Annotated in this window: 21 protein-coding genes; 9 read left to right on the top strand and 12 right to left on the bottom strand. The window is 60.5% G+C overall.

What is annotated here, in order from left to right:
• Positions 1 to 76 precede the first annotated feature (76 nt).
• A complete protein-coding gene (locus ACZ5C7_RS08065) occupies positions 77 to 1462 on the top strand; it encodes a hemolysin family protein (RefSeq protein WP_464375819.1) in 1386 nt (461 codons plus the stop codon).
• Between the two features lie 148 nt (positions 1463 to 1610).
• Here ACZ5C7_RS08065 and ACZ5C7_RS08070 read toward each other — a convergent pair whose 3' ends face one another.
• From ACZ5C7_RS08070 to ACZ5C7_RS08080, 3 genes are all read right to left on the bottom strand, one after another.
• Positions 1611 to 2321 carry a hypothetical protein gene (locus ACZ5C7_RS08070; RefSeq protein ID WP_464375820.1) on the bottom strand — a complete coding sequence of 237 codons (711 nt, stop codon included), beginning with the start codon at positions 2319 to 2321 and terminating at the stop codon, positions 1611 to 1613.
• A gap of 59 nt (positions 2322 to 2380) precedes the next feature.
• Entirely contained in the window at positions 2381 to 3571 is a 1191-nt protein-coding gene (locus ACZ5C7_RS08075; RefSeq protein ID WP_464375821.1) for an anion permease, read from the bottom strand.
• A gap of 99 nt (positions 3572 to 3670) precedes the next feature.
• The gene (locus ACZ5C7_RS08080) at positions 3671 to 4393 is read right to left on the bottom strand and encodes a DUF5828 family protein (protein WP_464375822.1); all 723 of its coding nucleotides are present in this window, start codon (positions 4391 to 4393) and stop codon (positions 3671 to 3673) included.
• A 131-nt stretch (positions 4394 to 4524) separates the two neighbouring features.
• On the opposite strand from ACZ5C7_RS08080, the gene upp reads away from it, so the two are divergent.
• The gene (gene upp / locus ACZ5C7_RS08085) at positions 4525 to 5202 is read left to right on the top strand and encodes a uracil phosphoribosyltransferase (protein ID WP_464375823.1); all 678 of its coding nucleotides are present in this window, start codon (positions 4525 to 4527) and stop codon (positions 5200 to 5202) included.
• Positions 5203 to 5266: 64 nt separating this feature from the next.
• On the opposite strand, the gene ACZ5C7_RS08090 is transcribed toward upp, so the two are convergent.
• The 4 genes from ACZ5C7_RS08090 to ACZ5C7_RS08105 form a co-directional block, all read right to left on the bottom strand.
• Positions 5267 to 5467, bottom strand: coding sequence for a YgaP family membrane protein (locus ACZ5C7_RS08090; RefSeq protein ID WP_464375824.1), 201 nt, complete (start codon positions 5465 to 5467; stop codon positions 5267 to 5269).
• A gap of 200 nt (positions 5468 to 5667) precedes the next feature.
• Positions 5668 to 7791 carry a S9 family peptidase gene (locus tag ACZ5C7_RS08095; protein ID WP_464375825.1) on the bottom strand — a complete coding sequence of 708 codons (2124 nt, stop codon included), beginning with the start codon at positions 7789 to 7791 and terminating at the stop codon, positions 5668 to 5670.
• A gap of 76 nt (positions 7792 to 7867) precedes the next feature.
• On the bottom strand, positions 7868 to 8476 hold the full coding sequence (locus tag ACZ5C7_RS08100) for an IMPACT family protein (protein ID WP_464375826.1): 609 nt from the start codon (positions 8474 to 8476) through the stop codon (positions 7868 to 7870).
• Positions 8477 to 8495: 19 nt separating this feature from the next.
• The gene (locus tag ACZ5C7_RS08105) at positions 8496 to 8999 is read right to left on the bottom strand and encodes an amino acid-binding protein (protein WP_464375827.1); all 504 of its coding nucleotides are present in this window, start codon (positions 8997 to 8999) and stop codon (positions 8496 to 8498) included.
• 131 nt (positions 9000 to 9130) lie between these two features.
• Between ACZ5C7_RS08105 and ACZ5C7_RS08110 the strand changes: the two genes are divergently transcribed.
• Positions 9131 to 9928 (top strand): prolipoprotein diacylglyceryl transferase, encoded by a 798-nt coding sequence (locus ACZ5C7_RS08110; protein WP_464375828.1) that lies wholly within the window; start codon positions 9131 to 9133, stop codon positions 9926 to 9928.
• Positions 9929 to 10029: 101 nt separating this feature from the next.
• Positions 10030 to 11109 (top strand): M48 family metalloprotease, encoded by a 1080-nt coding sequence (locus tag ACZ5C7_RS08115; protein WP_464375829.1) that lies wholly within the window; start codon positions 10030 to 10032, stop codon positions 11107 to 11109.
• Positions 11110 to 11133: 24 nt separating this feature from the next.
• Here the strand turns inward: ACZ5C7_RS08115 and hisB are convergent, their stop codons facing one another.
• Positions 11134 to 11727: an imidazoleglycerol-phosphate dehydratase HisB gene (gene hisB / locus ACZ5C7_RS08120; RefSeq protein ID WP_464375830.1), complete on the bottom strand. Its 594-nt coding sequence runs from the start codon at positions 11725 to 11727 to the stop codon at positions 11134 to 11136.
• 264 nt (positions 11728 to 11991) lie between these two features.
• On the opposite strand from hisB, the gene ACZ5C7_RS08125 reads away from it, so the two are divergent.
• Positions 11992 to 12264 (top strand): DUF8028 family protein, encoded by a 273-nt coding sequence (locus ACZ5C7_RS08125; protein WP_464375831.1) that lies wholly within the window; start codon positions 11992 to 11994, stop codon positions 12262 to 12264.
• Between the two features lie 129 nt (positions 12265 to 12393).
• Entirely contained in the window at positions 12394 to 13893 is a 1500-nt protein-coding gene (locus ACZ5C7_RS08130; RefSeq protein ID WP_464375832.1) for a TrkH family potassium uptake protein, read from the top strand.
• Between the two features lie 301 nt (positions 13894 to 14194).
• On the opposite strand, the gene hisA is transcribed toward ACZ5C7_RS08130, so the two are convergent.
• Positions 14195 to 14929 (bottom strand): 1-(5-phosphoribosyl)-5-[(5-phosphoribosylamino)methylideneamino]imidazole-4-carboxamide isomerase, encoded by a 735-nt coding sequence (hisA, locus tag ACZ5C7_RS08135; protein WP_464375833.1) that lies wholly within the window; start codon positions 14927 to 14929, stop codon positions 14195 to 14197.
• A 161-nt stretch (positions 14930 to 15090) separates the two neighbouring features.
• On the opposite strand from hisA, the gene ACZ5C7_RS08140 reads away from it, so the two are divergent.
• From ACZ5C7_RS08140 to ACZ5C7_RS08150, 3 genes are all read left to right on the top strand, one after another.
• A complete protein-coding gene (locus ACZ5C7_RS08140; RefSeq protein ID WP_464375834.1) occupies positions 15091 to 16272 on the top strand; it encodes an anion permease in 1182 nt (393 codons plus the stop codon).
• 162 nt (positions 16273 to 16434) lie between these two features.
• On the top strand, positions 16435 to 16824 hold the full coding sequence (gene fer / locus ACZ5C7_RS08145; RefSeq protein ID WP_464375835.1) for a ferredoxin Fer: 390 nt from the start codon (positions 16435 to 16437) through the stop codon (positions 16822 to 16824).
• A 250-nt stretch (positions 16825 to 17074) separates the two neighbouring features.
• Positions 17075 to 19030, top strand: coding sequence for a GAF domain-containing sensor histidine kinase (locus tag ACZ5C7_RS08150; protein WP_464375836.1), 1956 nt, complete (start codon positions 17075 to 17077; stop codon positions 19028 to 19030).
• 474 nt (positions 19031 to 19504) lie between these two features.
• Here the strand turns inward: ACZ5C7_RS08150 and ACZ5C7_RS08155 are convergent, their stop codons facing one another.
• From ACZ5C7_RS08155 to ACZ5C7_RS08165, 3 genes are all read right to left on the bottom strand, one after another.
• Positions 19505 to 20830 carry an RNA-guided endonuclease InsQ/TnpB family protein gene (locus tag ACZ5C7_RS08155; protein WP_464375837.1) on the bottom strand — a complete coding sequence of 442 codons (1326 nt, stop codon included), beginning with the start codon at positions 20828 to 20830 and terminating at the stop codon, positions 19505 to 19507.
• A 341-nt stretch (positions 20831 to 21171) separates the two neighbouring features.
• Positions 21172 to 21888, bottom strand: coding sequence for an ABC transporter ATP-binding protein (locus tag ACZ5C7_RS08160; RefSeq protein WP_464375838.1), 717 nt, complete (start codon positions 21886 to 21888; stop codon positions 21172 to 21174).
• A complete protein-coding gene (locus ACZ5C7_RS08165; RefSeq protein ID WP_464375839.1) occupies positions 21885 to 22661 on the bottom strand; it encodes an ABC transporter ATP-binding protein in 777 nt (258 codons plus the stop codon). Before ACZ5C7_RS08165 ends, ACZ5C7_RS08160 begins: the two co-directional genes overlap by 4 nt.
• Positions 22662 to 22673: the final 12 nt, after the last annotated feature.

Consider the following 22673-nt stretch of genomic DNA (forward strand, 5'->3'; position numbering starts at 1 on the left):
TAAACGTGTCGTCGCCGGAAATCCGTCGCAAAAGGATAAAGGGTTAGTCGGCAGGGTGATAATTCCCCACTAATCAATGGCGTTGTCTTCGTTCCTCGACATCTTGCTTGCCACATACGAGGTTCCAGTTGCCGGACTCGAGTTCGACCGGTCGACAGTAACGATTCTCGGGACGCTCGCGGTCGTCGTCCTCATCGCATTATCGGGCTTTTTCTCGTCCTCGGAGATCGCGATGTTCTCGCTCCCGAAACACCGCGTCGAGGGAATGGTCGAAGAGGGGATTCCGGGCGCAGAGCGGGTAAAGTCTCTCAAGGAGGACCCACACCGACTGCTCGTGACGATCCTCGTCGGGAACAACATCGTCAACATCGCGATGTCCTCGATCGCGACTGCGTTGCTCGGCTTTTATTTCGGCGGATTGGCTGCTGTCCTGTTGGCGACGTTCGGGATTACGGCGATCGTCTTGCTGTTCGGCGAGAGCGTTCCCAAGTCCTACGCCGTCGAGAACACCGAAACTTGGTCGGTCAAGATCTCAAAACCCCTCAAGGGGACCGAGTATCTCCTCTATCCGCTCATCGTCCTGTTCGATTATCTCACCCGACAAGTTAATCGTATTACCGGCTCCACGGGAGCGATCGAGTCTCCCTACGTGACTCGCGACGAAATTCAGGAGATGATCGAGTCCGGCGAGCGCGAGGGCGTTTTAGAGGAAGAAGAACACGAAATGCTCACGCGGATCTTCCGGTTCAACAACACTATCGTCAAGGAGGTTATGACTCCGCGACTCGATATGACGGCCGTTCCCAAAGACGCCGACATCGACGAGGCGATCGAAACCTGCATTCAGAGCGGCCACGCTCGAGTACCGGTCTACGAAAACAGCCTCGACAACGTCCTGGGGATCGTCCACATCCGCGATCTCGTTCGCGACTTGAACTACGGTGAAACCGAGGCCGAAGATCTCGAGATCGACGATCTTATTCAGCCGACGCTTCACGTTCCCGAGTCGAAAAACGTCGACGAGTTGCTCACCGAGATGCGCGAAAACCGGATGCACATGGCGATCGTCATCGACGAGTTCGGCACCACCGAGGGGCTGGTGACGATGGAGGACATGATCGAGGAGATTATCGGCGAGATCCTCGAGGGTGGTGAAGACCTCCCGGTCGAGGAAATCGACGAGCGGACCGTCCTCGTCCGCGGCGAGGTCAATATCGAGGACGTTAACGAGGCCCTCGAGATCGAACTGCCCGAAGGAGAGGAGTTCGAAACCATTGCTGGCTTCATCTTCAATCGGGCGGGCCGACTCGTCGAAGAGGGCGAGGAACTCACCTACGAGGGCGTCCGGATCACCGTCGAAGACGTCGAAAACACCCGAATCTTGAAAGCCCGACTTCGAAAGCTCGAGGAGCCGGTCGATGACGAGGAGACGCAAGCGGCTGAAGCTGAGACGGAGGAGTAGGCGGGGCACGAGCGGCCGAAGTCGAACGGAGGAGCAGACGAGGCGGACGAAATTCCGAGGAACGCCCATGCGCTCGGTTGTAACTGTGTACCGTTTTGTCGCCAGAGCGGGGTGGAAAGTGGCCGGAAATGACTTCCAACCGACTCTCTCAGTCGTCGGCGTTGATTAACCCCTGTACTTCACGTGCAACCGCCGGCGGAACGACGATCCGCCGCGGTCCCTGCACGTACTGACCGTCCGGTTGCGCGTACTCGAGGCTCAAGATTGCCGCGTCTCCGAGCCTGCGGATCGAGGCGTCCTCGATCAGTTCGAGTTCGATCGCCTGATCGGGGTCGTGGAGGTAGATCACTCGCTCTTCGTGATCGAGCGTGCCGACCGATCGGAGAAACGACGAGAGTGCAATCGCGACGAGGGCGAGCGGAATCGTCAGCGCCGCGAGCAACGTAAACGGACCGGCACCGAGTTCCAGCAGTTCGTTCTGCGAGACGTACCGACCGATCGCCATCAGGACCGCAATCGCGCCGGCCATCACGAGCATTCCGAGCGCCGCGTCGAGTGCCCGCTCGAGGCTCGTTCCGGTCGGTGCACTGATCGGGAGCCGTTCGCTCACCCGCGCGACTCGCTGTTCGGTATTACTGCCGAACGCGAACGCGAGGATTGTAACGACGAGCGCGGCGAGTCCGGCGACGATGATCGATTGGCCGCCAGTCTGACCGGTCATATCGAACAATCGCCAGAAGACGATGATGAGCGCCGCGGCGAAGAACGTCCCGACGCCGAGTGACCACAGGATACGAACGGTTCGCGACGTTGCGGCGTCCCGCCGCCACTGAATCGGTTCGGAATCGTCTACTGCCATACTGGAATTCACGGCCGTTCGTGTAAATGCCGTTCGGTATCGCGGTCGTCACCTTCCTCTCAGAGAAGCAGGGACTCGATAACCCAGTAGCCGACGAAGGAGATGAGGATCGAACCGACGAGCGAGAGGACCCACGCGAGAACGGTGTACCCCATTTTTCTGCCGCTTACGCCACCACCGGCCGTCGAGGCAGCGTAGCCGCTTCCGATGATCGCACTCACGATAATTTCGTTAAACGAGACGGGGATGCCGTACAAAACGGCAACCTGTGCGATCGCGAACGACGGGATCAGCGCTGCGATGGATCGACGCGGGCCGAGCGAGGAGTAGTCCTGCGAGATCGCTTTGATCATCCGTGGCGCACCCGTCCACGAGCCGATCAGGAGCCCGACTCCGCCCCCGAGGAGCAACGCGATCAGCGGAAGCTCGAGGTCGCCGGAGATGGGCACCAGCGGTCCGATCGCGAGACCGACCTGACTGCCGCCCGCCGAGAAGGCGACGAGGCCGCCGAGAACGAGCAGGAAGTGTCTCTCGCCGCGTTCGATTCCCTTGTTGAGGTCGGCCCCGACGGCGACTCCCCAGAGTATCGCTATCGCCAGGGTCACGCTGGCGACGGAGGGGGTCGGCGACAACGGGAGCCAGCCGCCGACCGTCTGTGCGATCGATTCTCCACCGTCGGGTGGCCCGAGGACGGCGAACTCGATGTTTGCGACCACCGCACCGACCAGCGCGGCGAGCCCCACGATCAAGCGCTTTTCGCGGATCGGCTCGTCGCGCAAAATTCGTGCGATCGTGTACGCAATTCCACCGCCGACGAACGGCGTCAGGATCCACATCGCGCCGATCTCCGTGTACTTCGCCCAGGCGGGGTCGCCCCCCATCGCTAGTCCGACCCCTATCACGGCTCCAGTAGAGGTAAACGCCGTCGCTATCGGGTAGCCGGCGAAGACGCCGATCGCGACCAGCGTTGCCGCGATGGTGAGCGCCACCGCAGCGGCGATCGGCGACAGCGTGGCCCCGTCGATCAGTTCGGTTCCGACGGCTTCGGAGACGTTCGCACCCTGTAACACCGCACCGGCAAATCCGAGGATGCCGACGAAAAACCCGGCTCGCATGACCGAAATCGCGTTCGCACCGACGGCTGGGGCGAACGGCGTCGAACCGCTCGAGCCCGCGCCGATCGACCAGGCCATAAAGAGCGCCGCGAGCGCGGCCACGAGAAACGTCGCGATCGTCGCGATATCGACCATCTACACGGGCTTACCAGCGGGTCCTACAAGTGTGTGCCGACCTATTGGCGACGCCGGCGTTCTCGAGCGTTGGTGCCGATGAAAAGCGCCGCGAGACCGTTAGTTCGTCGTCGATTTCGAGTTGTCTTCGGGCTCCGGCGGCGGCTCGACACCTTCGATCGCTTCGGCGGCCTCGGTGTCCTTCTCGGTGACGACGTGCCATCGGTCGACCTCGTCCTCGTAGGACGCGAGCGATTCCGAAACGTCGTCTTTGAGCACGTCGTCGTTAACGTTGACCTCGAAGACGAACGACTCGCCGTTGTCGTTTCCGCGAGCTGACTGTTGGATGTTGGCGCTGATGAGGTCGTTGTCGAAGTAGTACGGCGCAAGCTGAGTCATCACGTTCTGATAGACCGTGTCCTCGACGCGCCGAAGCGCTTTTCGACTCGCTGAATCCGCCGCCCGAGCGACGTAATCGATGGACTCCTTCCAGTTGTCGACGGCGGCTTCGGCGTCGTCCTCCTCTAACTGTTCGTAGGACTCCGAGAGCTTTTCACCCGCTGCTTTGATATCCTCGTCGGGACCCTTTCCGGCCTTTTCGCCTTTCCCCTCCTCGACGCTCGCCTGCTCTGCGGTCTTCTCGCTGACGTCTCGATCGAGCGTTTCGTGGGCCTTGGGCCGCCATTCTTCCCACTCTTCGAAGGCTCGAGCGAAGCGCGCGCCGTAGTCGTGATCGGGGTCGTGGACACCGGCGTCTCTGAGTGCGCGTGTGACCCGCTCGCCGTGCTCGACGATGGTCGCCCAATCACCGCGGACTTTGAAACCCGAGATACTCTCTTCCATTCGATTGAGCGAGTGGTATGGCGCGAAGCGGTATAAACTTCTCCGCTAGGGGGAAATCTGCGAGTTCGGTCGTCGTTACCCGTTCGAATCGGATCGATACCATGAACTATCCGGCGGGTGGCTGTACTACTATGCCGATAGACAAGCGGGACAACGCCTACGTCGTCACGCACGCACTGGCGAAAGACACCCTCTCACGCCTTCGGGACGTCGAAACCGAACAGGTCGGCTTCCGGAAAGGGCTGGTCAAACTGGGCCGAATCTGCGGCTACGAGATCATCGACGGACGGATGGAAACCGAGTACGCCGAGATCGAAACACCCCTCGAGCCGACGATGGGCGAGCGCGTCAAGGGACTCGATAACGTCGTCATCATCAACGTGTTGCGCGCGGCGACCCCGTTCGTCGAGGGGCTGTTGAAAGCCTTCCCGCGGGCGCGACAGGGAGTCATCAGCGCGAGCAGGGACGAGGAAGCCGGTCGGGGCGAGGACGGCTCGTTCCCGATCACTATCGACTACGTAAAACTGCCCGAGATTCACGAGGAGGATACCGTCATCGTCGCCGACCCGATGCTCGCGACGGGCAGTACGATGTGTGCCGTCCTGGATCACGTCGTCGAGAACTCAGTCGATCCCGAACACCTCATCGTTCTCTCTGCAGTGTCTGCACCCGACGGGCTCCTCCGAGTCGACGAGGGGTTCGACCAAGTCGATCTCCTCACCGTCTCGATCGACGACCGACTGGACGACGACGGCTTCATCGTCCCCGGACTGGGCGACGCCGGCGATCGCGCCTTCCGAACGACCTGATTCTCGGATCGTAATTCTTTGCGGGCGTTACACTCCCCGCAGGAGCCAGCGCTCGAACGAGACGTTATTCCTCGCCGCAGGTATCGATCCCGAACAGGGCGTTTATCGGACACCGCTGGATGATCGCGGTCGCGAATATATCGCTTCCGGCGACGAACGCGAGCGTTCCGATCGTTTTCTGTCGGTTACGGTACCCGTAGATCAGCAGTGCGAGTCCTCCGACGACCCGAAGCAGTCGATCGCTGCCGCCGACGTTTCGGTCCATAGCTGGGTTTCGGGCTCGGACTTCCTAACGGTATTCCCGTCAGCTGTCGGCACGTCGTACCCTGCATTGGGTCTCCGTTCCACACCCACGTTTCAACTCGAGAGACCCAATCTCTCTCGGCCATTTGAACCCTCTCGTTTCACCTCGAACCCTCGACCCTGCTTGCGATTCGCCGGTCAATAGCTGCAGTCGAATTGCACCTACTCCGTTTCGTCCTCGTTCCCGCCGTCGTCCCCCTCACCGTCGTTCCCGTTCTCGCCTCCGCTCAATCCCTCGCCGGGGTCGCGCTCGAGGGCGGGCTGGGAATCGCGGTGACTCGAGTAGCCGTCGAACCAGCGGCGGATGCGTTCGACGCGGTCGACGACGTGTGCCGGTTCGCCGCTCCGGGAGAGTTCGTGGCCCTCTCGAGGATAGCGCACGAGGCGGGTGTCGATGCCGTATTTCTTCAGCCCGAGGTAGAACAGTTCAGCGGTATTGGCGGGCGTCCGATAGTCCCGATCGGAGTGCATCACGAGCGTCGGCGTCTCGACGCCGTCGACGTGTGCCACGGGAGATTGTTCCCAGAGGAGTTCGGGTTCGTCCCAGGGCGTCGTGCCGAAGTCGCCCTCGATCAGCTTGAACGCGTCCGTCGAGCCGTAGAATCCCGTCAGGTCGTAGACGCCCCGTTGGGAAACCGCGGCCCGAAATCGATCCGTTTGGGTGACGGTCCAGGCGGTCATGAAGCCGCCGAAACTCCCCCCCGTGACGAACGCTTCGTCCCCGTCGACGTACTCGCGCTCGCAGATCGCGTCGACGCCGGCGAGAATATCGGCAAGGGTCACGTCGCCCCAGTCGCGTTCGATCGCCGCCGCGTGCTCCTCGCCATAGCCGGTCGAGCCTCGAGGATTACACCAGAAGACGACGTAGCCGCTAGCGGCGAGCGCCTGAAACTCGTACCACATCGACCCCGAGGTGGTCCACTGGACGTGGGGCCCGCCGTGGATTTCGACGGCGAGCGGGTAGGTTTCGCTCTCGTTGAACTCGGGCGGCGTGAGCACCCATCCTTGGATCGGTCCCGCGTCGCCGTCAATCCACACTTCCTCGGGCTGAGAGACTGCGCGGTCGGTGAGATACTCGTCGTTGGCGCGAGTCAGCCGCGTGGTCTCGTTGCCGCCTCGAGTCGTCACGAAGACATCTCCGGGGTGGTCCCACTCGCTCTGGACGAACGCGATGGCGTCCGGGCCGACCGAGAAGTCCTCGACGGTAACGCCCTCGCCGTAGACCGGCTCCGGCGGCTCGCTCGCGTCTCCGGGTGCCGAATAACAGACGACGGATCCCTCGTCGGGCGCGGTGAAGTACAACGATTCGCCGTCGGGGCCCCACTCGACGTGGCCGTCGTGGGCGAGATCGCGGTCGAACGATTCCGTCGGCGTCGTCTCCTCGCCCGTCTTCCGGTCGTGAACTCGAATCTGGGTCTGTGCCAGCGTTAGGCGTTCTTCGGGTGCGTAGGGGTAGGCGACTCGGCCGTCTTCGGTCGCCCACAGCGAGCCGACCCAGCCCGTCGTCTCCGCGAACGCTTCGGTCGCTCCCGACTCGAGGTCGCACTCGAGCAGTTCGAAGGTGACCGAATCGTCCGGCACTCGATCGTCTTCGACCGCCTTCCTCGCGTAGTATACCGTCTCGCTATCGCCCCACGTCGGCCCGATGTGATCCTCGTCGCCGTCCGTAAGCCGCTCGAGTGAGGTCGTGTCGTCTTCGTTCTCGTTCCCACTCGATCTGGCCACCCCACCCTCGAGGGCGGCCTCTACGTCGAGTACGTAGACGTGCGCCCGCTTCCCGTCGAGATACTGCGTGCCGGCGCGGTAGATCATCCGATCGATTACCCGCGGATCGGGCGACTCCGGTTCGTACTCGGGCTCGACCTCGAGGTCTCGTCCCTCCTCGCGATCGGCTTTCGTCGCGGACTGAGCAAACAGGAGCTTCGTTCCGTCTGGACTCCATTCGACTCCCGAAACGCCCCCGACGACGTCCGTCACCTGTCTCGCCTCGCCGCCGTCGGTTGGAAGGACCCACAACTGCGGCCGGTCGTCGTCCGCGCCTCGAGTGCTGACGAACGCGAGATGTTCGCCGTCGGGGCTCCACCGCGGCTGGCTATCGACGCCTTCGGCGACGGTGAACTGCCTCGAGTCGTCCCCGCCGAGGGGGACGACGTGAATCGTCGCCTCGTAGTTCTCCTCGTCAATTGGAACTTTTTCGACGTAGGCAACGCGTTCGCTGTCGGGCGAAATCTGGGGACTCTCGACCTGTACGAGGTCGTAGTAATCGTTCGCGGCGATCGTTTTCATGGTACGTGACACCTCGTCGCGAGAATTAGCAGTTTCGATTCGAAACAACGGCTGGCGTCGTCGAACGGGGTCGCGCTCACTCGAGATCGACCCGTCCGCTCGTCGCGCTCCGAAGCCGATCCTTGAACGCCTCGCTCTCCGCGAGCGGGACGCGAACGTCGAAGGAGACCTCGGCCTCGTAGGCCGCGTCGAACTCGTATCCTTCGCTCTCTATGATCCCTCTGACGGTTCCGGAATCGTCGTACTCGACCGTGATCCCGAGACGTTCGCGGGGCCGCTCCTCGACGACACCCGCCTCCTCAACGGCGTCTTTGACCGCTTTCGAATAGGCCCGGACGAGGCCGCCGACGCCGAGGTTCGTCCCGCCGTAGTACCGCGTTACGACGACCGCGCAGTTCTCGAGTTCCTCCTGTGCGAGGACGTTCAACGCCGGCTTTCCGGCCGAACCCGAGGGTTCCCCGTCGTCGCTCGAGTACTCGCGCAGAAAGTCGCCCTCGGTGTCCGCTCGCACTCGATAGGCTGGGACGTTGTGCGTCGCGTCGTCGTACTCCCGTTCGACCGTCTCGACGAACTCCTCCGCCGCGTCGACTGACTCGACCGGACGGGCGTGTCCGAGGAACTCCGAGCCCTGGACGACGAACTCGGCGGTGGCGGGCTCGGCGAGGGTGCGGTACGTTCCGGTCACTGTCTTCTCGCCTTGCTTCTCACTGCAGTTCGATCTTGCGGACGAACGTGATTTCGCGCAGATCCGTAAACAGGTCTCCCGGCAGGTCCTCGTCGGTGACCAGATACAGGCGCGGATCGTCGGTGAACTCGGGATCCTCGCTGATCGTCTGGCGGATCGAGATATCGTGATCGGCCAGCAAGCCGGTGATCGTCGCGACGATCCCCTTCTTGTCCGCGTCGTCGACCTCGATCGACAGGACGGTCAGATCGAGCACCGGCGCGAGGTCCATCAGGCTCGGCACCTGCGAGATGTTCTGGAAGATCCGTCGCAGTTCGGGATCCTCGAGGATCGCATCCGTGGTCGAATCGACGACGCGCCGATCGACATCGATTTCGCGAGCGATACCCGTGTTCGGAATCTCGATCCCACCGGAGACGACTCGCCCCTCGTCGTTGACGGAGAATCCGCGCTCGAGCAGGAGGCGGATAACCGCCTGCTGGCTCGGCGATCCCTCGAACTTCTCCATGATCTCGTCGAACATTCGTTCTCGTATATATGCGGGCCGGGGTATAATGTTCGGTGGTCGCTCGCTCCCCGCGAACTCCTCGCGTTTCGCTCATCGATCGCGCTGACTCACGGACGTTTTTGAGGGCGTAGTCGAAACGGGCACCTATGCGCGCACTCAGTCACTGTGATTTCTGCGGAGCCGACGCCGCGGGAACCTTCGAACTTCTGCCACCCGAACTCGAGCCGACCGAAGCCGAACAGCGCCGCGTCGTCCTCTGTCGCGCGTGCGGCGAGCAACTCGAGGACCTCCTCGAGCCGCTGCTCGCCCGCGCTGGCGTCGATTCGACCGACGACGCGTCTCCTCCCGCCGGCGCGAGCGAGGCCGACACGGCGGACGAGGAATCACCGCAAGAGTCGGCCCAGACCGGTCGTCCGTCCGTTATCGACGTGGACGAAGCCAAGACGAACCCCGGCACGGACGAAGCGAAGAGGAACTCCGGCGCGGGGGATCCGGAATCCGACGATAAGGGGGCAGACGACAGCGACGGTGGAATCACCCTCGAGCGCAGCCCCGATTCCGGATCCGCCGAATCCGAAGATCCATCCCCGGAATCGTCGGATGCGACTGCTGACTCGAGCGCCGAGGAACCGGCGGTCACCGGGGAATCAACGGGCACCGAGGAATCCGTGGGAACTGAGACGGACTCCTCTCCGTCCGCCGAGGGTACCGATTCCTCGAGCCCCAGCGGCTCGAATGCGGGTTCGACGGCCAGCCCGCCACAAGGATACGCAAAAGTCGTCCGTCTCCTCCGAAACCGGGAGTTTCCGATGGAACGCAGCGCCGTCGAAACGCTCGCCGCAGGCGCCTACGACCTCGAGACGCGCGAAGTCGAGGCGATCATCGAGCACGCGCTCGAGGACGGCGAGTTTGCCGAAAACGGCGATCAACTCGTTCGTACTTAAACCCTCTGTTCGCTCCTCTCCGTCCCGTTTTCGACGCTCTCTGGAGACCACCTCTCTAGTTATCCGAAACGCTCAATTGACGAACGTATCATGATCTCCGTATGGCCTCCCAGTCGCTGCTCGGAATCAGTTTCGCCCTCGTTATCGGCTTCTGTTGGCTCCGATTGTACGGCTGGTACACCGCTCGAGGCGATACCGATCCCGAACGAGCGAGCGCGGGGACGTATCAACATCTCGTCGCAGTCGGGTTCCTGACGTTCGTCGGCACCGTCCTCATCGGTGACTTTCCCGCGAGAACCGAGGCGGTTCTCGAGTCGGCCGATCCGGCGCTGGCCGGTGGTGTCACGATGCCGCTCGCCTGGATTCCCGCTCTCGGTACCGTCTTCGCGGTGGTGATCGTTTCCTACCTCGGCGTCTTCCCCTACGCTCGCCAGCGAGCCGACACCGAAATTTCCGCCGCTCGCGCGACGTGGCAACTGGCCAGGTTTTTACTCGCTCTCTTCGCAATCGCCGTCGTCGTGACCGCGGTTACGGGTCTCCTCTTCGAGACGCCGTTCTGGGTCGCCGGCCCAGTCGCCGGAACGCTGTTCGTCGTCCTGTTTTATGTCTGGGGACAGCTCTCGACACGTCTCCTCAACGACGTTTCCGAACCAACAGAGAAACAGCGTCGACGACTCGAGGAGGCGCTCGAGGCGACCGGTATCGACGCGCCTATCGCCGGCGTGCTTCCGGGTGCCGAGAGTCGAACCGCCACCGTCTATCTGCAGGGCCCGTTCTGGAACCGCCGACTGTACGTCACCGACTACGCCCTCGAGACGTGTTCGGACGCGGAACTCGAGGCCCGCTGCGCTCGCGAGGCGGGAAGTCACGAGTTGCGTCTCCGAGAACTTCAGGCGATCACGGCGGGGCTCTTGCTCGCGTCGGTAGTCGTCGGGCTCTCCGTCTTCGGACTGCTCGGACTGGCGGGTGCACTGGGTTGTTTGCTCGCGTTCAGCTGGTGGCTCCGTCGCCGGACGCTTGCCGCGGATCGCGCCGCAGCCGGACGAACGGAGACAGCAACGCTCCTCGAGACGTACGAGACGGACCACGATTCGACAGCTGGTGAAGGTGGACGGCTCCGGTCACTGGTTTCGCTCACGCCACCTCTCGAGCGTCGTCTCGAGGCGGTGCGGTCCAACTAGTATTTACCGTCGTTCGAACCGCCGTTACTCCGAGAGCGTTCCTTTCGTGCTCGGCGCGCCCTCGCGGCGCTCGTCGAACCGCGTCGCGTCGTCGAGCGCTCGAGCCAGCGCCTTGAACAGCGCCTCGACCTCGTGGTGGGCGTTCTCACCCTCGACCGCGAGGTGAAGCGTCAGTCCGGCGTTCATCGCCAGCGATTCGCCGAAGTGCCGTGCCATGTCGCTCGTGAAGTCGCCGATTTCGTCCTGGGAAAACTCGCCGTCGAAGTAAAACCGGGGACGTCCGCTCACGTCGACGATCGCCGAAGCGACCGCTTCGTCCAGCGGAACCTGTCGGTCGGCGTAGCGGACGATCCCCGCTCGATCCTCGAGGGCGTCCGAGAGCGCCGTCCCGACGACGATCGCGACGTCCTCGACCGTGTGGTGGTCGTCGATCTCGAGATCGCCGTCGCAGTCGACCTCGAGGTCGAACAGTCCGTGTTTGGCCAGTGCGCTCAGCATGTGATCGAAGAACCCGATTCCGGTTTCGACGTCGGCGGTCCCGCTTCCCTCGATTGTGAGTGTACACTCGATCGTCGTCTCGGCCGTCTCGCGGGTGACGGTCGCCGTTCGCTCGCTCATAGGCCAACGAGGGGGCCGGCGGTACAAGGCGATTGCGCTCGACCCGCCCGCCGAGTGGCTCGCCGGAGCCAATTCTCGACAACTCGACGAAATTCGGAATATCTCTTTAAATCTCTTTATAAAATGTCTAAAGATTTCTTGGCCAGTCTAAAAGTGTCAGATGACATCGCCTACTCGAGTAAAACGGACCGAAATTACGGCAACCTTCTCCCTGTTATATGTTATTGCCGATGACAGTCATGAGTAACCGAGGTGAACCCCCAGATGTCCAACTCCTCCCCGCTTCCGAACGAATCGATCGCTCAGTCGTCCACTGAGACGGATCGAGATATTGATGCCCATCGCCGCCTGCTCCGGACGTTCAAACGACCAGCCCAGTTCCTCTCGTTCTGGGTTGCGATCGCCTTGCCGTTCGTTCACGTCCCGTTGCTCTCCCAGGGTCTCGGCGACCCGACCGTTACGATGGCGTTTCTCGCTCTGTTAGCCATCAACGTACTGGCCCTCTACTTCGGCCACGGCTACAACCGATCGCCCTGAACGCGAACTGGCCTCTCCTCCATATCTCGTCCCCTCTTCACTCCACCACCTCGTCCGTCACTCCCCGCTCGTCATCGGTGAGTCGCCGACCGAACCGATTATTTCCTCTCCCCCTCACGTTCTGACTCGATGAAGATTCGCGTCGACTGGCGCTCGAGTTGCAGCCTCACCGGAACGGTGTTAAAGTGGCTCGCCGTTCCGCTGGCTGCGCCGCTCGTTTTGGCGATGATCGACGGCTCAAACCCGACGCCGTTCGTCGTGGCGATTATCGTAACCGCCCTTTCGGGGCTCGCCCTCGAGCGACTCAGCGCCGAACGCGACCTCGGTCAGCGCGAAGCGTTTTTGATGGTCGCGCTGACGTGGCTCGCCGTCGCCGCCGTCGGTGCGATCCCGTTCTTCGTCGCCGGCGTGGGGACGCTCGCCCATCCGGTCAACGCGCTCTTCGAGAGCACGAGCGGGCTCACGACCACGGGAGCGACCGTGATCGACAACTTCGGCGAGCACTCGAGGGCGATCATGCTCTGGCGACAACTCATCCAGTGGCTCGGCGGACTGGGAATCCTGGTCGTCGCTATCGGCTTGCTCTCGAACCTGATGGTCGGTGGCGCACAGCTGATGGAGACCGAAACGCAGACGCGAAACGTTCGCAAACTGCGGCCGCACATCGCCGATACGGCCCGGCTCATCTGGGGGCTGTACGTCGGACTCACCGTCGCCGCTGCGACGACCTTTTACGCGCTCTATCTCCTCGGTCTGGCGCCGAACATGGATCTGTTCAACGCCGTTTCACACGCGCTCACGAGCGTTGCGACTGCCGGATTTTCACCGGAATCACAGAGTGCCGGCGCGTTCTCACCGATCGCTCAGTGGGCCATTATCCCCTTCATGATTTTCGGGGCGACGAACTTCGTGTTGATCTACTACGTCGTCCAGGGTGACTACCTGCAGCCGTTCAAAAACGAGGAGTTCCGCTTTTACCTGAGCGTCCTCGGAACCTTTAGCCTGCTCGTCGTCGGCATTTTGTACGCAGATTCGACGTTCGAAGAGGGGCTCGAGTCGACGATCCGACACGGCGTCTTCAACGTCGTCTCGCTCGTCTCGACGACGGGCTACGCCTCGGTGGACTTCGACCGCTGGTCGCCCGGCGCAAAGCACATGCTCTTTTTGTGCATGTTCGTCGGCGGGATGGCCGGGAGTACGACCTGTTCGATCAAGTCCCTGCGCTGGCTCGTAATTCTCAAGAGCCTCCACCGGAACCTCTTCACCTCGATTCACCCGCAAGCAGTTCGTCCCGTGCGACTCGGCGACAGCGTCGTCGACGAGGACACGATCACCGACATCTTTTCCTACGTCCTGCTCGCCATCGTAATTTTTTTCCTGTTGACGATTTTCCTCGTCGTCGACGCCGCTCGAAACCCCTCCACCGTTGTTTCGGAGTTCGACGCGCTCGGGGCGGCCGCATCGATCTTCCTGAATATCGGCCCCGCGTTCGGGATGGCCGGCCCGATGGGCAACTACGAAGGCTTCTCGACGCTCTCGAAGTCCGTCATGATCGTCATGATGTGGATCGGCCGCATCGAAATCATCCCCGTGCTCGTCCTGTTGACGCCGGCGTTCTGGAAGTCCTAGAGAACGAAGTTCTAACACCGAAGTTTTGCGCTGCGTGCGGTCGCGAGCGACCGCACTCGGCAAAAATTCGATTAAAAGCGCTCCTCCTTCCGTTCCGACCCCAACGGGGTCTCCACATCAGTCGTCGGCCCGCTCGGTCACTGACTCACGGGCGTCGCCCGTTCGTCGTTGCGCGGCGCGTCGCGCCGCGCTCTCGTGACCTCGCGGTAAAATTCGCAAACCGCCTGCCTTTCCCCGGGTCGCGGGCGTCTCGCAGTGGCTCAACGCCCGCTCCCGGCCACGGCTCTCAGATCGGTTCGGGTTATTGGTTCTCGATGGCGGCCTGTGCCTCCTCGAGGGTAAACTCGCCCTCGTACAGCGCGCTCCCGACCACGACCGCGGCCGCGCCGGCTTCCTCGAGCGCCCGCACGTCCTCGAGCGTGGCGACCCCGCCGCTGGCGACGATCGGGATCTCGGTGGCCTCGACGAGTTCCCGAACGGGCTCGGTGGCGACGCCCTCGAGTTGTCCTTCGACGTCGACGTTCGTAAAGAGGATTCCAGCGGCTCCGAGGTCCTCGTAGCGTTCGGCGGCGTCGACGGGCGTGATACCCGCTCCTTCGGTCCATCCCTCCACGACGACCTCGCCGTCTTTCGCGTCGAGGCTCACGACCACCGAATCGGGGTGGGTTTCGCTGATTTCGGCGACGATTTCCGGATTCTCGACGGCCGCCGTGCCGAGGATAACTCGGTCGACGCCGCGCTCGAGCAGGTCGATCGCACCCTCGGCGGTTCGAATCCCGCCGCCCAGTTGGGTCGGAACGTCCACCGAATCGACGACTGCATCGATCGCGTCGGCGTTCGCTCGCTCCCCTTCGAACGCTCCGTCGAGGTCGACGAGATGGAGGGATCGCGCACCCGCGTCGGTCCACCGGTCTGCGGCGTCGACTGGGTCGCCGTATCGTTTCTCGGTCCCGCGCTCGCCCTGGACGAGCTGGACGACTTCTCCATCCTGTACGTCGACGGCCGGGAGTACCTCGAACGCTGGGAACTGGCTCATACCCGAACGCGCGGTGCCGGTCGGGATAATCCCGTTGGTCCGAACTAACGACTCACCCGGCACTTTCTGTGGGGTATCTTCTCAATACTCTTCGATCTGAACCAGTCAGCGTCGAACACAAATACACGTGCTTTTAGGTCTTCACGATCTATTTTATAGACGTGACAGAAGTACTGCTACTCGTCGGAATTCTCGTTGCAGCCTTCGTCGGATACAATATCGGTGGTGCAACGACCGGCCCGGCATTCGGGCCTGCCGTCGGTGCAAATATCCTTTCGAAAGGAATCGCCGCGGCGTTGATGTCTATCTTCTTCGCAATCGGCGCATTTACCATCGGACGGGAGGTCGTCCATACGCTCGGGAACGAACTGGTAACGAGCACGGCCATCTTCACCCTCGAGGCCAACGTCGCCGTGCTCTTTTTCATCGGCGGCGCGCTCTTCATCGGAAACTACGCCGGCGTTCCGGCTTCCACGTCGATGACCGCCGTCGGCGCGATCGCCGCGCTCGGCTTGGCAACGGGCGAACTCAACTGGGCGGTCCTCGGCGAGATCGCCATCTGGTGGATCGTCGCGCCCATCATCGGCTTCTGGATCGGCGGCGTCGTCGGCCGGTATTTCTACACGCGAATCAACGAGTGGGTGGCTATCGAAGGGAACGCCGCCGAGGAGGCCCTGATCGGGATCGATACCTCGGGATACGTTCCCAGCTTACACGTCGAAACCGGCGTCTCGAAGCGGGAGTGGACCGGTTCGATAGTCGTTATCATCATCGGTTGTCTTATGGGATTCAGTTCGGGAACGAGCAATATCGCGAACGCCGTCGCACCGCTCGTTGGGAGCGGCGAACTCGCGGAGGATCCCGCCATCATCATCGGTTCGATCGCGGTCGCGATCGGTGCGTTTACCATCGCCCGCCGAACGCTCGACACGCTCGGCAACGACATCACCAACTTGCCGCTGACCGCGGCGGTCGTCGTGGCCGTCATCAGTTCGACGATCGTTATCGGACTCTCGGCGATCGGGATTCCAGCGAGTTTCGTCGTGATCGCAACCATGTCCATCGTCGGACTGGGTTGGGGCCGTGCAACCCGAACGACTCGCCTTTCGGAGGCGGCTCGAGGCGAAGAAACGGCGGTTTCGGTCGGTGCGCTCACAGCCGACGAGGAAGGTGAACCGTCCCCGGAAATCGGCGAAGAGGAAGTCAGCGACATTCCGAAAGCTTCCGATCTGTTCAACCCGTCGACGACGGCTCGAGTGATCCTCATGCAAAACGTCGTTCCGATCATTTCGACGACGGGAGCTTTCTTCACGTTTCAATACGTTCCGATCTTCGGATTCTAACCGTGCGCGTTATTTCTGCCTATATTTTTCATTCTGACCCAATACTTGCCTGAGAACTCCACGATCAACGACCTAACCGGTGGATACCTTCCAGTCCTGTGTGAAAGACAATTTAGGACTGAACAGCAAGCTATACCAGTGCGGGACTCGAATCACCGCCTGATGCCCACCGTAGAATACCTCAACTACGAAGTGTTAGATGACCAGGGATGGGAGATGGACGACGACGACCTCTTCGAGAACGCGGCTGACGCCGGTCTCGACGATGAGGATTACGGCTCCCTCGATGTCGCCGAAGGCGAGTACATTCTCGAGGCTGCAGAGGCACAGGGCTACGATTGGCCCTTCTCCTGCCGAGCAGGCGCGTGTGCAAACTGTGCGGCCATCATCAAGGAAGGCGAAATCCAGATGGACATGCAACAGATTCTCTCCGACGAAGAAGTCGAGGAGAAAGACGTCGTCCTGACCTGTATCGGTTCGGCTGAAACCGAGGAAGTCAGAATTGTCTACAACGCGAAACACCTCGACTACCTGCAGAACCGCGTCATTTAACGACCGCACTCGTATCCGGCGTCTCTAGACGCAGTCCGGGATCGCTCGCGATCCCGCTTTATTATTCGACGCAGTCCGCCAGTCTGGAGCATTGAGTCTTACTCTCTTTGACCGACCCGTTCGTCGTCGAGGATGATTACGACACCGAAGAACACTCGTGTGTACAAAATCCGGTAGCATCACACGGAATTAAAACGCGCCGGATAACCGCGGCAAGACTTTACCGTGACCAGCCAGTACTGACCGTAAAATGGGTTCGTCATCGAAGCCCAGAACGGAACTCGAGGTCAGGGTTCACCAACGGGAACTCGTTACCGACCTCGGAACACAAGCACTCGAGAACGATGACCCCGATCAGTTACTCGAGGATGCCATTGAAGCGATTACGACGTCGCTGAACGCGGGATTCTGTCACGTTCTCGAATCGGGTTCGGCCGGTGAGACGCTGTCTTTTCGAGACGGCATCGGGTGGGACGATGAAGTGGTCCAGACCTCGAGTCTGCCGGCGACGCCGGGGTCGCAGTTCGGGCACACGCTTCGCTCGGACGAACCGGTTATCGTTTCTGATCTCGAAACCGAGAACCGCTTTTCCGTCGCTTCGGACCTCGTCGAACACGATATTACGTGCGGAATCTCCGTCTCGCTCGGTTGCGATGACGAGCCGTGGGGCGTTCTCGGTATCTACTCGACGAACGCCCGTGGTTTCACCGAGGACGATGCTCGTTTCGTCGAAAACGTCGCCAGTATCCTCACTTCGGCCCTCGACGGGCCACGACAGACGCGTCATCGCGATAAACGACACGCGGACCGAATCCTCGAGACGAGTCCCGTCGGCATTACCGCTGTCGACGCGGACGGGACAATCGCCTTTGCAAACGAGTGTGCTAAGGACCTTCTCGGTGGGTCGTCCGATCACTTTCCGACGAGCGTCCACGACGAATCGTGGAACTTCGCCGATCGGGACGGGAACGAGGTCTCGTCGGTCGAAATTCCGTTTTCGCGTGCGAAGCAGACGGAAGAACCGGTAACCGGGGATATCATCGGCATCACGCAAACGGACGAGACGCGCGTCTGGTTGTCCGTCCACTGTACCCCCCTATTTGACGACGAGGGGTCCTTCGATGGTGCCGTCTGTGCACTGGTTGACGTGACCGATCGCAAAGAACTCGAGAGCCAACTCGAGGAGATACTGGGTCGGATCGACGATGCGTTCTGTGCGTTCGACGACGAACTTCGATACACGCTCGTCAACGACCGGGCGGAGGACCTCCTCCAGTACTCCGAGGAAGAACTCCTCGGGAACACCCTCTGGGAGATGTTTCCCGAGGCGGCCGAGGACGACGACGTTCGGGAGAGCTTCGAGACGGCGATGGAAACCCAGGAGCCGACGAATTACGAACACTACTACGAACCGCTCGGGAACTGGATGGAGGGAAACATCTACCCGTCGGAAACCGGCGTCTCGTTGTACTTTCGCGATATCACCGAGCAAAAGGAGTACCAGCGAAAACTCGAGCGGTCGAACGAACGACTCGAGCAGTTCGCGTACGCGGCGAGTCACGACTTACAGGAGCCCCTGCGAATGGTGACGAGTTATCTGAACCTGATCGAACGGCGATACGGGGGCGACCTCGACGAAGACGGGCGCGAATTCCTCGAGTTCGCGGTTGATGGCGCAGAGCGGATGTGCGAAATGATCGACGGACTCCTCGAGTACTCTCGAGTCGAAACTCGGGGGGATTCGTTCGATCTGGTCGATTTGGACGACGTTTTCGCGGATGCGCGAAAAGATTTGAAAGTGCAGATCGAAGAGAGCGACGCACGAATCACGGTGGATTCGCTTCCGCGTATCGAAGGTGACGGGAATCAGTTACGGCAGGTGTTTCAGAACCTCTTGAGCAACGCGATCGAGCATTCCGGAGCGGATCCACCGCGGATCGATGTCTCTGCTAGACGGGACGGAGACGAATGGAAACTAACCGTTCAAGACGACGGCGTCGGGATCGATCCCGGTAACGAAAGTCGTATTTTCCAGGTATTTCAGCGGTTCCCGACCGCTGACGACCAGCAAGGGAGCGGCATCGGACTCGCCCTCTGTAAACGGATCGTCGAACGCCACGACGGGCGGATCACCGTCGATTCGGTTCCCGGCGAGGGATCGACGTTTACGGTTACGCTCCCGGTTTCTCACGAGCGGTCACCGTAGCTCTGGGGTAGCGACTTGGACCGACGCGAAGTCGATGGAAACGTTCGCGGATCGATACCCGAATGTCCGCCGTTTCGCTCGGATTTCGAACGCCGGTATGGTCCGGCACACATCACATACTAAAATTGGCTATTGGTAATTTATATCTAGACACAACCATGAAAAGAGGGATTTCGGTACTTGGTCAATATTTTCTAAGTATGGGAACATTTGTAATAGTATGGCGAAATAATACGACCGATATCGTCTATGTTGGAAGAATATCGATACCTGTGTATCTCTCGAACGGATCCACAAACGGTTACCAAGTCCCTTCCACTTCTCTCGAGAGAAGTCTATAGGGCCATTACGGACGTATCTTCAGCTATAGAGTGCGTGTTCACGAACCCACATTGATTTCTAACTACCAGAATATAAAAATGTACTAGAATATGATTTCTGTGCTGGGGCGGAGACGGTGTGAACTACCCCTGCCTACTCGCCAGCAGAAGCTGGCTCCTTGAGGCAGGGGCTTCCTGCTTCGACGACACGACTTGCAGATACGGAAAGTGTATCCACAGCGGTTGCAGTCTCCACAGACGTTCGAAAATCGCTACGCGATTTTCGCAGCCCATCAGAACCGTGAGGTTCTGAGGACGTTGCTTCGGAGTGAACCACTCCTAGTTTGTCCAACCCACGCGATTTCACGTTCAATGCTGCATTCCAATCCCGATCCACCTCGAACCCACATGACGGACACGAGTGCTCTCGAACCCAGAGCGGTTTCTCAGTCTCTACACCACACTTGGCGCACTCTTTCGTCGTGCCACGCGGCTCAACTTCGACCACGTGACACCCGTTCTTTCGACCGTGGTGTGTGAGAATCGTGATGAAGTCACGCCAGCCAACTTCAGCCTTATTCCGCGCATTGCCATCGGATTCGAGCATCGACGTCACGTTCAAATCCTCGACGAACACGGCGTCGTACTCCGTCGTGTAGAAATGCGCGAGTTTGTGCTTGTAATCGCGCTTCTTGTTCGACATGCGAGCGTGAACCGCAGCAACTCGACGCCGTTGCTTCTCCCAGTTGCGAGACTCGTACTGTTTGCGCGAGAGTGACCGCTGCTCGCGTTCCAACCGTTCTCGCTCGTTGGACAACTCGAGTCGTCCGATGGAGCGTCCGTCCGAGTCGTGGACGAAGTTAAGAACACCAAGGTCGAGGCCGACGGTATCTGCAGCGTCAATACCGTCAGGGTTGGGCTTCTCGGATTCGCCCGTGCTGATGCAGAACGAGGCGAACCACGCTCCTGTCGGTTCTCTCTTTACCGTGACTTCCTTGATAGCGTCGTGTTCGGGAAGGTCACGGTGAAGGCGGATCGGGATTTCCAGTGTGTCGCCACGGACTTTCTTTACGCGGAGTATTGCTCGGTTTCGCGGGCCACTCTTCTTGTCGAGTTCGAAGCCCGATTGCCGATACGTGAAACTCCTGTACTCTCGCGGCGACTTCCAGTTCAACGAGCCAACGTCGTATCCCTTGGCTTTGAGTTTGCCGAGATTATTGATGTTGGTGCGAATGCGTTCGACAGCTTTCTGCAACACAGTGGAGTAGACCTGTTTCAGGTCTGTCCACTGTTGTTTGAGTTGCGGGAGTTCGTCTCGGACTTGCCAGACGCGCTGTCGAAGCGTTCCGTCGGCTTCTGGAATGTTGTTGAACTCGTGGAGTGCGTGGTTGTAGAGTTGTCGCACGATGTTTCGAGTCCACTCGAGGCTCTCACGCTGTTCGGTCGTGGGAAAGAGTCTGTATCGTGGACTGTACTCCATGCGACTTACTCTCTGCTAGTGGTTGTAGTTAGTTAATCCTTTTGATAGAGTTGTTTGAAAGTTGTGCGGACGTGTATCCCCGCCCTACTCGCTCACTCGCATATGCTCGTTCGCTCCTTGAGGACGGGGGCTTAGCGCCCTCTTTTTCAGCTAAAAGCACGTGTCTCCGCCGGTCGATTCGAGTTGCTTTAGAAACCCTCGAGAAACCGATTTCGTCGACACGGGTTCTCCGTTCGTTCGGACAGCAAACTCTGATGCGACCGATTCTAACTGGGTACCAGTGATCGCTGTACTGGGGGTGAGAACCGGTAAAAGACTACGACCGACCGCCTGAAGCGTTCCTACCCGCCGATGTACGTCTCGATGAACTTGTCCGATTCGAGGCTGTCCGGCGTTCCCGTTCGTCGGACTCCGCCGTTTTCGAGCAGGTAGAGTCGATCGGCGTGTTCGAGCGCGAACGTGATGTTCTGTTCGCAGATGAGGATTTCGACGGACAGTTTCTGAATGGACTCGAGCGCTTCGCTGATGTCCTGAAGGATAACCGGCGCGAGCCCGATCGAGGGTTCGTCGAGGATGAGAAATTCGGGATCGCTCATCAACCCTCGCCCGAGCGAGAGCATTTGCTTTTCGCCCCCGCTCAGCGACTGGGTCTCCTGTGATCGTCGCTCCTCGAGTCGTGGAAAGAGGTCAAACACGTCAGCGAGTCGTTCTTCCTCGCCTTCGTCGTTCAGGTACGAGCCGAGTCGAAGGTTCTGTTCGACGCTCATGTAGTCGAACAGGTCCCGTCGCTCCGTACAGTAGAACAAGCCGTCGTCGATCAGCGCCGGCGTCGACGAGTCGGAAATCTCCGTTCCGTTGTACCGGATGCTCCCCTCGTAGTCGTGGAACCCGCCGATCGTATCGACGAGCGTCGACTTTCCCGCACCGTTGGGGCCGATGACCGCGACGGTTTCGCCGCTTCGAACGTCGACATCGACGTCGTTGAGCGCCTGTACTTTCCCGTAGGACACCGATACGTTTTCGACCGAGAGAACGGTCTCGGGTGACGACGTGCTCATAGTTCACCTCCGAGATAGGCTTCCTGTACCGTTGGATCGTTTCGAATCTCCTCGGGGCTCCCTTCGGCTATTTTTTCGCCGAACGAGATCACGACGACCCTATCGACGAGGTCTAAGAGACCGTGCATGTTGTGGTCGATGACGACGAGCGTCATTCCGTCCTCGCGAAGCGACCGGAACAGCGACGCGGTTCGGTCGATCTCTTCGGGCGTGAGTCCAGCGAAGGGTTCGTCGACCAGCAGGAGGTCGGGCTCGGTTCCCAGAGCGCGCCCGACCTCGAGTCGCAACATGCCGGCGTGGGGGAGTTCGTCCGGCGTCTGGTGCATGTACTCTGTTAACTCGACCTGTTGACAGATCTTTTTGGCCCGATCCTCGATGTCGGTCTGGAACTCCGAGAAGGATGCCAGTTTGTTGGGCATCATCGAGAGCGAGACGTTCTCGAGGACAGTTCGGTCTTCCAGCGGCCGAAACGTCTGGTAGGTCCGCGCCAACCCCTTCTCGACGAGCGTGTACTGTGGAACGCCAGTGATGTCCTCTTCTTGATAGTACACCGTCCCGTCGGTCGGCGGAAACGCCCCCGAGACGCAGTTGAACGTCGTCGACTTGCCGGCTCCGTTCGGCCCGATAAATCCGAGAATTTCCCGCTCGTGAACCGAAAACGACAGATCGTCGACGGCGACGACGCCGCCGAAGCGCTTTGTCACGTTCTCGAGTCTGAGTACGTCGTCCGTTGTTGCTGTCCCGTCCGTCGATTGTGTAGATTGTGAGCTCATTGATATTTCCCC

Source organism: Halostagnicola alkaliphila (assembly GCF_055379965.1).

Excerpts from the sequence above, each read along its gene's own strand:
- ACZ5C7_RS08065 (WP_464375819.1), top strand. The coding sequence starts at position 77 with ATGGCGTTGTCTTCGTTCCTCGACATCTTGCTTGCCACATACGAGGTT.
- ACZ5C7_RS08070 (WP_464375820.1), bottom strand. The coding sequence starts at position 2,321 with ATGGCAGTAGACGATTCCGAACCGATTCAGTGGCGGCGGGACGCCGCA.
- ACZ5C7_RS08075 (WP_464375821.1), bottom strand. The coding sequence starts at position 3,571 with ATGGTCGATATCGCGACGATCGCGACGTTTCTCGTGGCCGCGCTCGCG.
- ACZ5C7_RS08080 (WP_464375822.1), bottom strand. The coding sequence starts at position 4,393 with ATGGAAGAGAGTATCTCGGGTTTCAAAGTCCGCGGTGATTGGGCGACC.
- upp (WP_464375823.1), top strand. The coding sequence starts at position 4,525 with ATGCCGATAGACAAGCGGGACAACGCCTACGTCGTCACGCACGCACTG.
- ACZ5C7_RS08090 (WP_464375824.1), bottom strand. The coding sequence starts at position 5,467 with ATGGACCGAAACGTCGGCGGCAGCGATCGACTGCTTCGGGTCGTCGGA.
- ACZ5C7_RS08095 (WP_464375825.1), bottom strand. The coding sequence starts at position 7,791 with ATGAAAACGATCGCCGCGAACGATTACTACGACCTCGTACAGGTCGAG.
- ACZ5C7_RS08105 (WP_464375827.1), bottom strand. The coding sequence starts at position 8,999 with ATGTTCGACGAGATCATGGAGAAGTTCGAGGGATCGCCGAGCCAGCAG.
- ACZ5C7_RS08110 (WP_464375828.1), top strand. The coding sequence starts at position 9,131 with ATGCGCGCACTCAGTCACTGTGATTTCTGCGGAGCCGACGCCGCGGGA.
- ACZ5C7_RS08115 (WP_464375829.1), top strand. The coding sequence starts at position 10,030 with ATGGCCTCCCAGTCGCTGCTCGGAATCAGTTTCGCCCTCGTTATCGGC.
- hisB (WP_464375830.1), bottom strand. The coding sequence starts at position 11,727 with ATGAGCGAGCGAACGGCGACCGTCACCCGCGAGACGGCCGAGACGACG.
- ACZ5C7_RS08125 (WP_464375831.1), top strand. The coding sequence starts at position 11,992 with ATGTCCAACTCCTCCCCGCTTCCGAACGAATCGATCGCTCAGTCGTCC.
- ACZ5C7_RS08130 (WP_464375832.1), top strand. The coding sequence starts at position 12,394 with ATGAAGATTCGCGTCGACTGGCGCTCGAGTTGCAGCCTCACCGGAACG.
- hisA (WP_464375833.1), bottom strand. The coding sequence starts at position 14,929 with ATGAGCCAGTTCCCAGCGTTCGAGGTACTCCCGGCCGTCGACGTACAG.
- fer (WP_464375835.1), top strand. The coding sequence starts at position 16,435 with ATGCCCACCGTAGAATACCTCAACTACGAAGTGTTAGATGACCAGGGA.
- ACZ5C7_RS08150 (WP_464375836.1), top strand. The coding sequence starts at position 17,075 with ATGGGTTCGTCATCGAAGCCCAGAACGGAACTCGAGGTCAGGGTTCAC.
- ACZ5C7_RS08155 (WP_464375837.1), bottom strand. The coding sequence starts at position 20,830 with ATGGAGTACAGTCCACGATACAGACTCTTTCCCACGACCGAACAGCGT.
- ACZ5C7_RS08160 (WP_464375838.1), bottom strand. The coding sequence starts at position 21,888 with ATGAGCACGTCGTCACCCGAGACCGTTCTCTCGGTCGAAAACGTATCG.
- ACZ5C7_RS08165 (WP_464375839.1), bottom strand. The coding sequence starts at position 22,661 with ATGAGCTCACAATCTACACAATCGACGGACGGGACAGCAACAACGGAC.